Below are 14,463 nucleotides of genomic sequence, written 5' to 3' on the forward strand. Positions count from 1 at the left end.
GGAAATCACACCAATTTTTCTTCAATTTAATTTGTGATTTTCTAAACAAGCAGAGTATTTTCTCCTACTAAAGACCACTTTGCCTGCACCTCAAAGTTTTGTATTCAACTAAAAGTTTATATAAACTATGAAAAGAATAAAATATATTATAATCGCATCTTCGCTCGCGCTGGGTTTGGTTTCCTGTGTGTCAAAAACGGCATACGCAAAACCGGAACTTGAGCTTCCGGAAAAATTTCAGTACACGGCAACTGCAGATACCGCAAGTGTTGCCAATCTGGAATGGAAAGAATTTTTCAGCGACCCGATTTTACAGGGTTTGATTGAAAAAGGAATTAAAAACAATTACGATTTACAGATTGCTTTGAAACAGGTTGCTTCTTCACAGGAAAAACTGAAACAGGCAAAATATCTTCAATATCCTGATGTAGGTTTCGGCGTTTCCGCGCAGATTTCAAAACCTTCAAAAAACAGCATGAACGGACAGAGCTTAAATTTATTTTTAGGTCAGAACCACGTTGAAGATTACAATGCAGCATTCAATTTATCCTGGGAAGCCGATATTTGGGGTAAAATAAAAAATCAGCAGGAAGTTTCAAGAATGCAGTATCTGCAAACTTATGAAGCGACAAAAGCGATTCAGACACAGGTGGTTGCGGCGATTGCACAAGGATATTATAATTTATTGATGCTCGATAAACAATTGCAGATTGCAAAATCAAATTTGGAGCTCAGCACCAATACGCTTTCTCTTACCGAAAAATTGTGGCAGAGTGGCGATACGACATCTTTAGGCGTTCAGCAGGCAACCTCTCAAAAACAATCGACAGAACTCCTGATTACCGAATTGGAACAAAATATCGCAATTCAGGAAAATGCATTGAGTATTCTGGTGGGTGAAAATCCACAAAAAATCGAAAGAACGATTGAAATGACCGACTCTTCTTTGCCACAGGAAATTTCCGCAGGCCTTCCTGCAGCGATGGTAAGCCGCCGTCCTGATGTTCGTCAGCAGGAATTGGCTTTACTGGAATCTAATTCACAGGTGGGAATTGCTCAGGCAAATATGTATCCCGCATTAAGAATTACGGCAAACGGAGGGGTCAATTCATTTAAAATTGACAACTGGTTTCAGATTCCGGCATCATTGTTCGGTTCTGTTTTAGGAGGATTGACGCAGCCTATTTTCCAGAAAAGACAGTTAAAAACAGATTTGAATGTTGCTAAAATCCAAAGAGAGAAAAATGTTTTGGCGTTTCGCCAATCTGTTTTGAATGCAGTAGGTGAAGTTTCTGATGCGTTGGTTTCCAATGAAAGCCTAAAAGTTCAGGAACAGAAAGCAACCGAACAGGTAGCCACCCTGAAAAATGGAATTAAAAGTGCCGAAATGCTCTACAAAGGCGGTTTGGCCAATTACTTGGAAGTGCTTACCGCCCAGGGAAATTCTTTGCAGGCTGAATTGAATCTTGCGTCTGTAAAAAGACAAAGATTAAGCAGTATTGTAGATCTGTACCGGGCTTTAGGAGGTGGATGGAAGTAGTAAATTAATTATATTGTTTGATATGCGGTCTTTCGGGATCGCATTTTTTTTGCTTAAAATTAAATCTGAATTAATAATGATTCTTATGGAAACAAGATTCTTCCTGCGTCAGAATGACAATGTATTAAACCATTAAGGGTATTGAAGGAGTTAAGTTTAATTAAGAAAAAATCAAATAGATTTTTAAATCTTAAACTGAGCAAAACCTAATAATCTTACCTCTTAATAAAATCTTAATGGTTAACTCATATTTATTTTTGAAGATTAATATATTCAATCAAATCCTCAAAATCTTTCTGAGCATATCCCAACTGCAGATAATAAATATCATCCGCTTTCCGATACCAAGTCAGTTGACGTTTTGCGTATCTCCGGCTATTTTTTTTAATTTCTGAAACCGCAAAATCCAGTTCCCATTCACCTTCAAAATATCTGAACAATTCTGAATAGCCAACGGTATTCAAAGCAGGCAAATGTTTGAATTTTTCCAGGCTTTTTGCTTCATCCAGTAAACCACTCTTCATCATAAGATCTACTCTCCTGTTGATTCTGTCGTACAATTCTTCTCTCGGAGCTTCAATCCCGATTCTGATCACCTTAAAATCTCTGGAATCCTGTGCAACCGCAATTAAATCTGAATATTTTGTATGGGTTTGCCAAATCACATCAATCGCCCGTAAAAGCCTTCTGTGATTATGAAAATCAACGACCGCGAAATATTCCGGATCGAGTTCTTTCAGCATTTCCTGCAGTTTTTCAACCCCTTCTATTTCGAGAATTTCCTGTAATTTTTTCTGATGGCTCTCATTTGCTTCAGGAAGATCATTTAACCCCTCTATAACCGCTTTTTCATACATCATGCTTCCGCCCACTAAAATGACGGTTTCATGATTTACAAAAAGTTCGTTGAGCTTTTTCAAAGCATCTTCTTCGTATTGCCCGATCGAATAATATTCTTCAACAGAAAGATTGCCTATAAAATGATGAGATGCTTCCGCAAGTTCTTCTTCAGACGGTGAAGCGGTTCCTATTTTCATTTCTTTAAAAAACTGGCGCGAGTCGCAGGAAACAATTTCTGTGTCGAAATGTTTTGCCAGATCAATTGCCAGTCTCGTCTTTCCGATTCCGGTGGGGCCTACAACAGAAATTAAATTTTTCATCTGTAGAATATTAGGATTTTAAAATGTAAAGAAAACTGTTGTGTAAACATGTATTGCAAGAAGTGAAGTAGATTTTACAGTGCTAAATTAAATGTTTATCTTTGTATGACAATAGAAAAGTATGATTTTATCAATGACAGGCTTTGGTAGAGCCGAAGACGTTTTTGAAGGAAAAAAGATTTCAGTAGATATTAAATCATTAAACAGCAAGAGCTTTGATTTGAATATTAAGGTTCCTTTACGATATAAAGAAAAAGAATTTGAGATCCGGAAAATTCTTAACGACCGTATCATCAGAGGAAAAGTAGACTGTTATATCAATTTAGAAAATCTCGAAGAGTCTAATGATGTAAAAATTAATAAAGGGCTCATCGATTCCTATATGAGAGAACTGCGGTCTATCGCTACAGACGGTCCTGACTATGAGTATCTTAAGATGGCGGTACGTCTTCCCGATGCCATTACTTCCAGACCGGATGAGCTGAATGATGGTGAGTGGGAAGCCTTGGCGAAAATCGTCAATGCCGCTGTTGATAAATTTGACGACTTCAGGACTACCGAAGGAAAAATTCTTCATGATGAGCTTGAAAGAAATATCAAAAATATAGACCAATATCTTTCAGAGGTTATTCCGTACGAGGAGGTGAGAATCAATTCCGTAAAAGAGCGGTATCAAAAAACGCTGAAAGAATTTGAAAATGTAGACGAAACCCGTTTTTATCAGGAAATGGCCTATTTCACAGAAAAGCTGGATATTTCTGAAGAAAAAGTAAGACTTTCCCAACATTTGAAATATTACAGCGAGGTGATGGAGAACGAGAAATTTAATGGAAAAAAACTAGGATTTATCTCACAGGAAATCGGACGGGAAATCAATACTTTAGGTTCAAAAGCCAATCATGCAGAAATTCAGAAATTGGTAGTGATGATGAAAGATGACCTGGAAAAAATTAAAGAACAGACCCTAAATGTACTATAATTAGTTGCTAGTTAGTTGACGGTTGCTAGATAAACCTGCATCCAGAAACAAAAACCAACAACCATATGAATAAAGTTATTATATTTTCGGCACCGTCGGGAAGCGGGAAAACCACCTTGGTGAGACATTGTCTTAAAGTTTTCCCCGAGCTTGAATTTTCAATTTCCTGTACCACAAGACAGCCGCGGGGAACAGAAGTGCATGCTGCAGACTATCATTTTATTTCACCTGAAGAATTCAGACAGAAAATTGCTGAAGATGCTTTTGTGGAATACGAGGAAGTATATACCGATAAATATTACGGAACGCTAAAATCTGAGGTTGAAAAAATATGGAATCAGGGGAAAGTCGTTATTTTTGACGTCGATGTAAAAGGAGGAATTTCCCTGAAAAAATACTTTGGTGAACAGGCATTGTCTATGTTTATAGAACCCCCTTCTATTGAAGAATTGGAAAGAAGATTAACCTCAAGAGGAACTGATGATGCAGATACCATCAAAACCCGTATAGAAAAAGCAGAGGAAGAGCTAACCTATGCACGAGAATTTGATACAATTGTCATTAATTCTGACCTGGATATTGCCAAAAAAGAAACAGAAAGTTTAATAAAAAAATTCATAGGGATATAAACAGGAGAACAATTGCTGTTTAAACAAAACTCCTGATTTAAATTCCAAAATAACAAAAACATAAAGGCTGAAATGAGCACAGAAAATATAGAAAAAGCCAAATCTACTATCCCTGTAAGAGGGTATTTGCAGATTAAAGACCTTATTATTCCTGAAGGTGAAGAATTGGTGAAAGCCATTCTAAAACTGAAAGAAGAAAAAAATGCCGTTATTCTCGCGCATTATTATCAACCGGGAGAAATTCAGGATATTGCAGATTTCCTGGGAGATTCTCTGCAATTGGCAAGACAGGCAAAAGATACCAATGCCGATATGATCGTATTCTGTGGAGTCCATTTCATGGCGGAAGCAGCAAAAATCCTTAATCCTACTAAAAAAGTAGTTCTTCCTGATACATTGGCCGGATGCTCTTTAGCAGACGGATGCAGCGGTGAAGGCCTTAGAAAAATGCGTGAGCAATATCCCAATGCGCTGATTGCGACATACATCAACTGTAACGCAGAAACAAAAGCCGAAAGCGATATTATTGTTACCAGCTCAAACGCTGAAACCGTGATTGAAGCGCTGCCGAAAGACCGCCCGATTATTTTTGCCCCGGATAAAAACCTGGGAAGATATTTATCTCAGAAAACCGGTCGCGATATGATCCTGTGGGACGGAAGCTGCATCGTACACGAAGCATTTTCTATGGAAAGAATCGCGCAGCAGATGGCAGAAAATCCAGATGCGAAACTGATTGCCCACCCGGAAAGCGAAGAAGCGGTATTACAACTGGCTCATTTTATAGGTTCCACTTCTGCCCTTCTGAATTTTGTGGAACAAGATGACTGTCAAAAATTTGTCATCGCAACAGAAGAAGGAATTCTGCATGAGATGAGAAAGCGTGCTCCGCATAAAGAACTGATTCCTGCTTTGGTTTTTGATGAAAGCTGCAACTGCTCAGAATGTTTTTACATGAAACGAAATACCATGGAAAAACTGTATCTGTGCATGAAATATGAACTTCCTGAGATCATTATCGATGAAGAGCTCAGGTTAAGAGCCTTAAAGCCGATTGAAGCTATGCTCGATCTGTCAAAAAGCATTAAATAAAATAATAAAGCGGGTGTTTAACTCGCTTTTTAAGTATAATAATATGAGCAAAATATTTTTAGAAGACGTCAAAATCTATGCTTATCACGGTGTGCTTCCTGAAGAAAATATCATCGGTACCTATTACATCATCAATGCAGAAATCCATACTGATTTGTGGGATGCTGCCGATTCTGATGATGTAAACGATACCGTAAGTTATGCAGACATCAATGAGATCATTCATATAGAAATGAATATTAATTCTAAATTGATGGAACATGTCGCAGGAAGAATTATTTCAAAAATTCATGAAAAATTTGCCCAGGTTTCTTATGTTAAATTAAGAATAACGAAAACAAGCCCGCCTATGAAAGGTGAAATGAAGGGCGCAAGTATCGAGCTGGAAAAAAGCTTTCTTCTGGGTGGAATTACAGAAAATCAGTAATTTCAGCATCAAAATCAAACACAGTGAGAATATTCAGCTTTATATTTTTATTAGTTTCGTTCAGCTTTTTCGCACAGAATGGCGCTTCCGGAAATGCTGTTTACAGTTTTCCGAAAATAAAATCCAGCATCACGATGCCGGTTACGATTCCGTTGTCAGAAGTTACCAATATGATCAATGCCTCCGTAAAGGATCTGGTTTTCCAGGATGATTCATACACCGATAATAATAATGATCAATTTAAAGTAAAAGTCTGGAAAACGCGTCCGATCAGAATCGTAGGAGACACCCACGAAAATATTTTAATTGAAGTTCCCCTGAAAATCTGGGCAGAAAAAGGCATCGGAACGTTGGGCGTTTATACCTATCAGGAAACCACTTTTGAAACGGTGATGTATTTCAAAACGGGAATAAGTTTTAAAAACAACTGGTCTGTAAGCACTTTTACTCAGCCAATGGGTTTCAAATGGGTAAAAAAACCTGTATTGGATTTTGGAAAAATACAGATTCCTATCACTTCTCTGGTTGAGAAAAGTCTCAAAGAACAGCAATATAATTTCTGTAAAACCATAGATCAGCAAATGGCTGCACAATTGAATTTTCAGCAATACGCCGTTTTGGCCTGGAATGCTTTTTCGCAACCTTTTCAAATTTCCGAAGAATACAATACATGGCTGAAAATCACACCCATCAATGTTAATATTACGCCTTTAAAATTTTACGGGAACCAGATCGACACCAATATCGGGATTGATATTTTTTCAGAAACATATACCGGTACAAAGCCTGAAGCTTCCCAGCCGGTAAAGACAGTGATGAACTTTAATTTTATCCCACTTCTCGCCGATCAGTTTGTATTGCAGACCACTGCAAATATTCCATTTTCCGAAGCGACAAATATAGCCAGGAAAACTTTTTTGAATAAGGAATATGATATCCGGGATTCAAAAGTGAAAATTACCGATATTAAAGTATATGGCGAAGAAAACCGGATCATGATAGAAGCAGAAACAGTAGGCTATGTGAAAGGAAAGGCTTTTATTTCAGGAATTCCGGTGTATGATGAAATGAAAAAGAAAATCGTCTTATCGGACACAAAGTTTAAGCTTAAAACCTTAAACATCATCCAGAAAACTGCTACGCTTTTATTTAAGGGAAAGATCGTAAAAATGATCGAAGATGAATACGGCATTCCGACAGAAGAGCTGGAGAATACTTCAAAAAAAAGTATTGAAGAAGCATTTAATAAAGAATATTATAAAGGCCTGAAACTGAGCGGCAAGGTCTTTAAACTCAAACCCAATCAGATTCTTCTCAATTCATCCGGAATTACGGCCGTTATTGACACCAATGCAACATTAAGATTTACCCTAAAAGGCTTTTAAAAATAAAACAACCACCATGAAAAAATATTTACAGATTGTCGACCGGCATAAGGCGTCATTAGGAACCAGATTTGTTAATAATTTTATTGACACAATAATATTATTGATTATCAACTTCATTTTATCATTTATTTCTGCAGTTATCTACAATGTTACATTTATCCATTTCTTTTATTTCTACAATAATGGTGGATTTTTATGGAATGTGTTTATGGGAAGTGTATTTGGATTTGTCTATTTTTTCTTTTGGGAAAATTTTACGGATGGCCGAACTCCGGGGAAATATATTACAGGAACGAAAGTAATCAGTACCGATGGTAAGAAACCAACTACAAGACAGATTGTTTCGCGAAGCCTTTACCGGTTAATTCCTTTCGAAGCCTTTACATTTTTTGGCACAGACGGATGGCACGACAGTATGACAGATACGCGTGTGATTAATTATAAGAATTACGAATCTGAAAGACAGTTAAAAGATGAAATCAACAGCATTGGAGTAAAAGAAACTGCTTAAAAAATTTGTTTGAATAATAAAAATATTTATATTTGCACACCCTTAAAAATGGTACTTTGGCCGAGCGGCTAGGCAGTGGTCTGCAACACCATCTACAGCGGTTCGAATCCGCTAGGTACCTCAAAATCTCCAGTCAACATGATTGGAGATTTTTCTTTTACTAATTTCATCACTCGAAACGCCTATGGTTATTGACTTCACGGGTTTTAACATTTCATTAACTAAATTTTGGCTTCATAATTGAAATATTAGGGTTAACGAGTTTAATGCTTTTTTAATTTTAAAAATCTGAGTTATGAAAAATATAGTGTTAGCAGGTTTAGTTTCAGTTTTTGTACTGACTGCCTGTAAGAAGGATGATCAAGTTGCAGAAAAATCATTAGAACAACAGAAGATTGAATTTCAGTCAAGACAGCTTGAGATAGAAAGACAAAAATTAGCAATTGAAAGAGAGCGTTTCGCATATGATGCCCAGAAAAAATCTGACAGTATAGCGGAAGCACAGAAAGCCAAAACAGCTGCTGCAAACGCTCGTCCGCAAGTAATTAGAGAAACGAGAACGGTATATCGTGACAGATCTACAAGTTCAGGAAACGGAACATACGCCAATACCGGAAGCAGCTCTTCTCAAGGAACCACTGCCAAGAAAAAAGGAATCAGTGAGGCCGCGAAAGGTACCGCAATCGGAGTAGTAAGTGGAGCCGCTTTAGGAGCGATTGTTAATAAGAAAAACCGTGGTGCGGGTGCCGTAATTGGTGGTGTAGTCGGTGGTGCAACAGGATATACATTGGGTAGAGCACAGGACAGAAAAAGTGGAAGAGTGCAGCCAAGATAATATAATTTATTACAATACTATAAAAGATTGCTTATTTTTAAGCAATCTTTTTTTATGCTGATACTTTTATTTTTAACAATAGTAATGATTCCCACTCTTTCCGGATGGGGAAAATTCTTTGAGTCTGTTTTCAAAACTCAGCTTTTCGACGGAATTTCAGGAAAATCTTTAACCGGTATCTTTGTAATAACGGTAATCTGGACCATACTTGCATTTTTTATCCCGTTAAATATATATGTAGAAGTTCCCACAATTCTCGTAGGGTTATTTTATTTTTTTAAAGAAAAACTTTTTAAAGAATTTTATACTTTCACACAAAAGGAAACAGTATTATTAGTAACTATATCTTGTGTTATCCTCTTCTGCGGTTCTTATTATCCATTTATTTTGGATCATTACGGATATTATGTGCCGACAATTAACTGGCTAAAAGAATATGGACTGGTAAAAGGAATTTCAAATCTTGATCTCACGTTGGGACAGATGTCTTTATGGCATATTTTTCAAGCAGGATTTTCTAATTTTTCCGATCCTTTTTTAAGAATAAATGCCATACTGCTCATTATTTATACCTTTTACATTATAGAAAAGAAAAGCTGGGTTCAATTGTGCTTTATCCCCTTTTTCTTATTTTTCTGTCAATCGCCGAGTCCGGATCTTCCGGTTCTTATATTTTCATTGATTATTTTGCGTGAAATCTTATCCGGAAACACAAATGCCACTTTTATATTTGCCTTTTCAGTATTTGTATTTGCCATAAAACCAACGATGATCTGGCTGCCTTTTTTAAGCTTTTTTTATTGTGCTTACATTACAAAAGCACATTTTAAGGTATTTTTTTTCGGAATTCTTATTGCCCTGCTTTTTTTTATTAAAAACATCTGGACTTTCGGATACCCTATATTTCCGGTAACCTTTTTTGATCTCGGAATCTCATGGAAACCCAATCCTGTACTTTTACAGTCATCTTCTCAATATGCTATCCTTAAAACCTACGATGCGCAATATTCTTATAAACAAATTCAGCATTTTTCAGCATTTGACCTTATTAAAAACTGGCTTTTCCTTACCGGGATTAAATCATATATCCATATATTTTTTATTATAAGCTTAATCATTTTTACGCTTTATGCGGCAATAAAAAAGAATAAAATCATCACATTTATCTGGGTTTCATTAATCATAAAAAGCATAATGGTTTTAGCATTTTCAGCGCAATACCGTTTTTTTATGGATGTTTTTTTTGTGATCTTTTTTGTTATGCTTTTTGATTTTTTCACCCCAAAAAAATCACTCGCAGTTTTCTCCGTACTCTGTTTAATTTCTGTAGTTTTTCTATCATTTCCGGGGTTGCTTCAGACCTATATTCCGAGTTTTAAAGTCGGTGGTTTTATGGGTAAATTTGAAATCAAACAGCTATACAGACCTTCCATTTATCATTACAAAAAATATAATTCTTTTAAAATTGGGAATTTAAAATACCATGTTTCTGAGCAATACCCTTTTAATTTTGACACTCCCCTTCCTTCAATTTCAGAAAGCTTTATTTTTGACGATCACAATGCGGGAATTTTCCCTCAATGCATCGATTCCAAAAACATACGAAAAGGATTTATCTGGAAAAAAATGACACCCGAAGAAAAAAAGGAAAGTCAAACAGTGATCGATAAAATCAAAAATACGTATTCACACTAACCTTTCACAGACTTTATTATCTGGATAAAAAACGGTAATTTTGTATCATGTTCAATACTCTAGGTCATCTTTTAAGTCTTACCACATTCGGAGAAAGTCATGGTGCGGCATATGGAGGAATTATCAATAATTTTCCGGCCGGTTTAGCGCTTGATTTTGATAAAGTACAATATGAGCTGGATCGCAGAAAACCCGGGCAGTCTTCTATCGTTACCCAAAGAAAAGAAAGCGATACCGTTACATTCCTTTCAGGGATTTTTGAAGGAAAAACAACGGGAACCCCTATTGGTTTTATGATCGAGAATGAAGATCAGAAGTCAAAAGATTACGATCATATTGCGCAGTCTTACCGGCCGAGTCATGCTGATTTTACTTATGATCAAAAATTCGGGATCAGAGATTATCGCGGCGGCGGAAAATCTTCTGCGCGGGAAACCATCAATTGGGTAGTTGCAGGTGCTTTGGCAAAACAGCTTTTATCCGATATTGAAATCAACGCGTATGTCTCTTCCGTCGGCGAAATTTTTTGTGAAAAGCCGTATCAGGCTTTAGATTTTTCTAAAACGGAGAGCAATGAAGTACGGTGTCCTGATGCAGAAACCGCTGAAAAAATGATTTCAAAAATCAAAGAAATCAAAAAAGAAGGGAATACGATCGGAGGAACGATTACATGCGTTATCAAAAATGTACCTGCCGGAATTGGCGAACCGGTATTTTCAAAACTACAGGCAGAACTGGCAAAAGCAATGCTTAATATTAATGCCTGCAAAGGTTTTGAATACGGAAGCGGTTTTTGTGGGGCAAAAATGACCGGCAGTGAACACAATGATGCCTTTAATACAGATTTTAGTACGAAATCTAATCTTTCAGGAGGAATTCAGGGAGGGATTTCAAACGGAATGGATATTTATTTCCGGGTAGCTTTCAAACCTGTTGCGACCATTTTAAGACCGCAGGAAAGTGTAGACCAATATGGCAATGCAGTAATTTTGGAAGGAAAAGGAAGACATGATCCCTGTGTCGTTCCGCGTGCTGTACCCATCGTAGAAAATCTGGCTGCATTTGTACTGGCTGATTTATTTTTAATAAACAAAACAAGAAATTTAAATACTTTTTAGTGATGAAAAACTACTGGGATAAAGCAATTACTTTCGAAGAATATCTTCAGATCGCCCATAACAGGCTGGAATATCCTGTGAGCGAACACGATCTGGAGTACAAACCTTACTATGAGCTCGGAATCCAGAGAATGGACAGAACCCTGAAAAAAATGGTTATTGATGAAGCGCAGAAAGATCAGCTTAAATCAAAAAATTTCAACGGTAAAATTCTGATTATTTCTGAAGCGTGGTGTGGCGATGCAAGTGCGACCGTTCCGGCATTGGTAAAGTTTTTTGAAGGGCATAATGAGGTAAAAATATTTTTACGTGACAGTGATAAAAGCCTTATCAGTCAATTTCAGACCAACGGAACAGAATCTATCCCAAAAGTGATCATTCTGGATCAGGATTTTAATGTAAAAAATTCGTGGGGACCACGTCCTAAATTCGGGCATGATTTACTTGTAAAATATAAAACAAACCCGGAAGCATATCCTAAAGATCTTTTTTACAATGATTTACAGGTATATTATTCCCGAAACAGAGGGAAGGATTCTATTCAGGAAATTTTAGAATTATTATGAAAAAAGTAGTTACGTATCTTGTTATTCTTATTGTTTTAGGCGCTGTTTTTCTTGTTCCTGATATAAGAAATTTTCTTAAAAACCAGTTTTTTCCTGTAGCCGCTATTGAAGATGCAGTACACATTGCTCCGGAAGATTATGATATCGATTTACAAGGCATTAATACAGCAAGTACCAATCTTAAAAATTTCAGAAACAAACCCGTTTTTTTAAATTTTTGGGGAACATGGTGCCCTCCTTGCAGAAAAGAGTGGCCTTCGATCCAGAAACTATATGAAAGCAGAAAAGGAAATGTAGATTTTGTACTGATTGCCATGAAAGATGAAGAACCTGCCATCAGAAAATTTTTACAGGAAAATAAATATACTGTCCCCGTTTATATAGCCCAAAGTCCGATCTCAGAAAAATTGCTTCCAAAAGTATTTCCCACTACTTTTCTTCTGGATCAGAACGGCAGAATCATTATCAAAGAAGATTCTTCAACAGACTGGAACACAGAATCTGTTCACCGTTTTATTGATAATATGATCAAATAATTTTTTTAACTCAATTTTATAAGTTCTTGGTACAGAATTTGCGAAATATACTGGGTCGAATTATTTTAAAAAAAAACACACAAAAATGAAATACTCAAAAATTAATTTAGCTAAAGAGGCTATCAGTCATAAAGGATTTGTCAAGAAAATACCCGATATTTTCAGAATGGTCAATATGTGGAGAAAAGGGACTTATCCTACAAGATCTCTTGATATCATATTACCGCTATTAGGACTTTTGTATGTGATTTCTCCGATCGATCTTTTACCGGAGATTGCAGTTCCTGTGATCGGTGTTCTGGATGATCTGGCGATTTTATCATTAACGATTCCTAAGCTGATCAGGGAAGTTGATAAGTTTCTACTTTGGGAAGCAGAACGGCAATACCGTACAGATGATTCCAAGGTTATCAACGCAGAAGTTGTAAAATAAAAGATAAAACATTCCTTCACCGGAGTGTTTTTTTGAATTATTATTAATAGACTTCGAGTATTTACCTGATATCAGTTTCCCATTTTCCTTTCAAATTCCTAAATTTGCAATATTCTAATAAAAAATAATGGAAAGTAAAAAAGAATTCTTTTTAGAGTGCTATAAGCTCGGCATCATCAAATTCGGAAGATTTACCTTAAAAAGCGGAATTGAAAGCCCGTTTTATGTAGACTTAAGACCTTTAGCCTCAGATCCTAAGATTCTAAAAAATCTTGCAAATTATCTATTGGATATGCTTCCTTTAGACAATTTTGATCTCATCTGCGGAGTTCCTTATGCTGCTCTTCCGATGGCTACGGCGATGTCGCTGGAAAGTTACATTCCATTAATCATAAAAAGAAAAGAAGCCAAAGAATACGGAACCAAAAAAATGATCGAAGGTATTTATCAGAAAGGGCAAAACTGTCTTCTGGTAGAAGACGTGATCACGTCCGGGAAATCTTTAGTAGAAACCATTGCCGAAATTGAGCAGGAAGATTTAAAAGTTGCTGATATTGTAGTGGTTCTCGATAGAGAACAGGGCGGAAAACAGCTTCTGGAAAGCAGAGGTTACCGGGTTCATACTCTGTTCAACATTTCAGAAGTATGCACCATTCTTCAGGAAAATGGCGAGCTTTCGGATGATGAGGTAAAAAGAATTCAGGATTTTCTATTGGGAAACCATATTCAGTTTGAAGAAAAAACAAGATCATCTTATCAGCAGAAATTTGAAAACGCACAGCACTCTGTTTCCAAAAAGTTATTAGAAATTGCACTGGCAAAAGAGTCTAACCTTATTGCATCCGCAGACGTTACCACAACAGCGGCATTATTAGATTTAGCCGAAAAAGTAGGCCCGCATATTATTGCTTTAAAAACTCATATCGATATTATTTCAGATTTTGAATATGAAAAAACCATCCTTCCTTTAAAGCAAATTGCCTTAAAACATCAATTTTTACTCATGGAAGACCGGAAGTTTGCAGACATTGGAAATACTCAGGAGCTGCAATTTACGAGCGGAGTTTTCAGAATCACAGACTGGGCAGATTTTGTGACTTCTCAGGTGATTGGTGGTTTTGAATCTTTAGATTGTTTTAAAAATGTGGGAGTTGTAGCCATCGTCGGAATGTCTTCAAAAGGGACGCTTACTTCCAACAGTTACCGCGAAGAAGCATTGAAGGTTGCTTTATCCCATCCCAATGTGATCGGCGGAGTTTCACAAAACCCAATTCCGGAAGAAATCCTGCTGTTCACTCCAGGCGTAAACTTGGCAGATTCCGGAGACGGAAAAGGACAGCAATATAATACACCCGAACATATTTTTAAAACCCTTCACACGGATTTTATGATCGTAGGACGTGGCATTTATCAATCTGAAAATCCTGAACAAGCTGCTCTGATATACAAAAATGAAGGATGGAAATCTTATTTAAATTCATTGGAAAAAAATCCGGTAGAGCATTAATCTGCCGAAATGTATTCTAAATAAGTTATATTTGGCACTTTATCATT

The 14,463-nt window shown here is 36.6% G+C and carries 15 protein-coding genes and 1 tRNA gene; 15 read left to right on the forward strand and 1 reads right to left on the reverse strand.

The annotated features are described in order from the left end of the window. Positions 1-127: 127 nt before the first annotated feature. Positions 128-1,540: an efflux transporter outer membrane subunit gene (locus N0B16_RS12380; RefSeq protein WP_262991259.1), complete on the forward strand. Its 1,413-nt coding sequence runs from the start codon at positions 128-130 to the stop codon at positions 1,538-1,540. Between the two features lie 251 nt (positions 1,541-1,791). On the opposite strand, the gene miaA is transcribed toward N0B16_RS12380, so the two are convergent. Then, positions 1,792-2,700 (reverse strand): tRNA (adenosine(37)-N6)-dimethylallyltransferase MiaA, encoded by a 909-nt coding sequence (gene miaA / locus N0B16_RS12385; protein ID WP_262991260.1) that lies wholly within the window; start codon positions 2,698-2,700, stop codon positions 1,792-1,794. A gap of 121 nt (positions 2,701-2,821) precedes the next feature. On the opposite strand from miaA, the gene N0B16_RS12390 reads away from it, so the two are divergent. The 14 genes from N0B16_RS12390 (at position 2,822) to pyrF (ending at position 14,416) form a co-directional block, all read left to right on the forward strand. Next, on the forward strand, positions 2,822-3,679 hold the full coding sequence (locus N0B16_RS12390) for a YicC family protein (RefSeq protein ID WP_262991261.1): 858 nt from the start codon (positions 2,822-2,824) through the stop codon (positions 3,677-3,679). A gap of 65 nt (positions 3,680-3,744) precedes the next feature. Further along, on the forward strand, positions 3,745-4,308 hold the full coding sequence (gmk, locus tag N0B16_RS12395; protein ID WP_262991262.1) for a guanylate kinase: 564 nt from the start codon (positions 3,745-3,747) through the stop codon (positions 4,306-4,308). A gap of 72 nt (positions 4,309-4,380) precedes the next feature. After that, the gene (gene nadA / locus N0B16_RS12400) at positions 4,381-5,400 is read left to right on the forward strand and encodes a quinolinate synthase NadA (RefSeq protein WP_262991263.1); all 1,020 of its coding nucleotides are present in this window, start codon (positions 4,381-4,383) and stop codon (positions 5,398-5,400) included. A gap of 43 nt (positions 5,401-5,443) precedes the next feature. Beyond that, the gene (folB, locus tag N0B16_RS12405) at positions 5,444-5,827 is read left to right on the forward strand and encodes a dihydroneopterin aldolase (protein ID WP_262991264.1); all 384 of its coding nucleotides are present in this window, start codon (positions 5,444-5,446) and stop codon (positions 5,825-5,827) included. A gap of 23 nt (positions 5,828-5,850) precedes the next feature. Continuing rightward, on the forward strand, positions 5,851-7,212 hold the full coding sequence (locus N0B16_RS12410; protein WP_262991265.1) for a DUF4403 family protein: 1,362 nt from the start codon (positions 5,851-5,853) through the stop codon (positions 7,210-7,212). A 16-nt stretch (positions 7,213-7,228) separates the two neighbouring features. Then, a complete protein-coding gene (locus tag N0B16_RS12415) occupies positions 7,229-7,726 on the forward strand; it encodes an RDD family protein (protein ID WP_262991266.1) in 498 nt (165 codons plus the stop codon). Positions 7,727-7,776: 50 nt separating this feature from the next. Next, a tRNA-Cys gene (locus tag N0B16_RS12420) sits at positions 7,777-7,847 on the forward strand. A 174-nt stretch (positions 7,848-8,021) separates the two neighbouring features. Continuing rightward, positions 8,022-8,561, forward strand: a complete 540-nt coding sequence (locus N0B16_RS12425; RefSeq protein ID WP_262991267.1) for a glycine zipper domain-containing protein — start codon at positions 8,022-8,024, stop codon at positions 8,559-8,561. A 54-nt stretch (positions 8,562-8,615) separates the two neighbouring features. Further along, entirely contained in the window at positions 8,616-10,256 is a 1,641-nt protein-coding gene (locus N0B16_RS12430; RefSeq protein ID WP_262991268.1) for an LIC_10190 family membrane protein, read from the forward strand. Positions 10,257-10,303: 47 nt separating this feature from the next. After that, positions 10,304-11,374, forward strand: a complete 1,071-nt coding sequence (gene aroC / locus N0B16_RS12435; protein ID WP_262991269.1) for a chorismate synthase — start codon at positions 10,304-10,306, stop codon at positions 11,372-11,374. 2 nt (positions 11,375-11,376) lie between these two features. Beyond that, the gene (locus N0B16_RS12440; RefSeq protein WP_262991270.1) at positions 11,377-11,940 is read left to right on the forward strand and encodes a thioredoxin family protein; all 564 of its coding nucleotides are present in this window, start codon (positions 11,377-11,379) and stop codon (positions 11,938-11,940) included. Further along, positions 11,937-12,476 carry a TlpA family protein disulfide reductase gene (locus N0B16_RS12445; RefSeq protein WP_262991271.1) on the forward strand — a complete coding sequence of 180 codons (540 nt, stop codon included), beginning with the start codon at positions 11,937-11,939 and terminating at the stop codon, positions 12,474-12,476. Before N0B16_RS12440 ends, N0B16_RS12445 begins: the two co-directional genes overlap by 4 nt. Positions 12,477-12,561: 85 nt before the next feature. Beyond that, positions 12,562-12,909, forward strand: coding sequence for a YkvA family protein (locus N0B16_RS12450; RefSeq protein WP_262991272.1), 348 nt, complete (start codon positions 12,562-12,564; stop codon positions 12,907-12,909). Positions 12,910-13,036: 127 nt separating this feature from the next. Continuing rightward, positions 13,037-14,416, forward strand: a complete 1,380-nt coding sequence (gene pyrF / locus N0B16_RS12455) for an orotidine-5'-phosphate decarboxylase (protein ID WP_262991273.1) — start codon at positions 13,037-13,039, stop codon at positions 14,414-14,416. The last annotated feature ends 47 nt before the right edge of the window (positions 14,417-14,463 follow it).

This window comes from Chryseobacterium gilvum, assembly GCF_025628965.1.
In the GTDB taxonomy this organism is placed as follows: domain Bacteria; phylum Bacteroidota; class Bacteroidia; order Flavobacteriales; family Weeksellaceae; genus Chryseobacterium; species Chryseobacterium gilvum.

Coding starts and splice junctions, on each gene's coding strand:
- N0B16_RS12450 (WP_262991272.1), top strand. CDS start 12,562: ATGAAATACTCAAAAATTAATTTAGCTAAAGAGGCTATCAGTCATAAA.
- N0B16_RS12425 (WP_262991267.1), top strand. CDS start 8,022: ATGAAAAATATAGTGTTAGCAGGTTTAGTTTCAGTTTTTGTACTGACT.
- N0B16_RS12390 (WP_262991261.1), top strand. CDS start 2,822: ATGATTTTATCAATGACAGGCTTTGGTAGAGCCGAAGACGTTTTTGAA.
- N0B16_RS12445 (WP_262991271.1), top strand. CDS start 11,937: ATGAAAAAAGTAGTTACGTATCTTGTTATTCTTATTGTTTTAGGCGCT.
- N0B16_RS12415 (WP_262991266.1), top strand. CDS start 7,229: ATGAAAAAATATTTACAGATTGTCGACCGGCATAAGGCGTCATTAGGA.
- pyrF (WP_262991273.1), top strand. CDS start 13,037: ATGGAAAGTAAAAAAGAATTCTTTTTAGAGTGCTATAAGCTCGGCATC.
- miaA (WP_262991260.1), bottom strand. CDS start 2,700: ATGAAAAATTTAATTTCTGTTGTAGGCCCCACCGGAATCGGAAAGACG.
- aroC (WP_262991269.1), top strand. CDS start 10,304: ATGTTCAATACTCTAGGTCATCTTTTAAGTCTTACCACATTCGGAGAA.
- N0B16_RS12430 (WP_262991268.1), top strand. CDS start 8,616: ATGCTGATACTTTTATTTTTAACAATAGTAATGATTCCCACTCTTTCC.
- N0B16_RS12380 (WP_262991259.1), top strand. CDS start 128: ATGAAAAGAATAAAATATATTATAATCGCATCTTCGCTCGCGCTGGGT.
- folB (WP_262991264.1), top strand. CDS start 5,444: ATGAGCAAAATATTTTTAGAAGACGTCAAAATCTATGCTTATCACGGT.
- N0B16_RS12440 (WP_262991270.1), top strand. CDS start 11,377: ATGAAAAACTACTGGGATAAAGCAATTACTTTCGAAGAATATCTTCAG.
- nadA (WP_262991263.1), top strand. CDS start 4,381: ATGAGCACAGAAAATATAGAAAAAGCCAAATCTACTATCCCTGTAAGA.
- gmk (WP_262991262.1), top strand. CDS start 3,745: ATGAATAAAGTTATTATATTTTCGGCACCGTCGGGAAGCGGGAAAACC.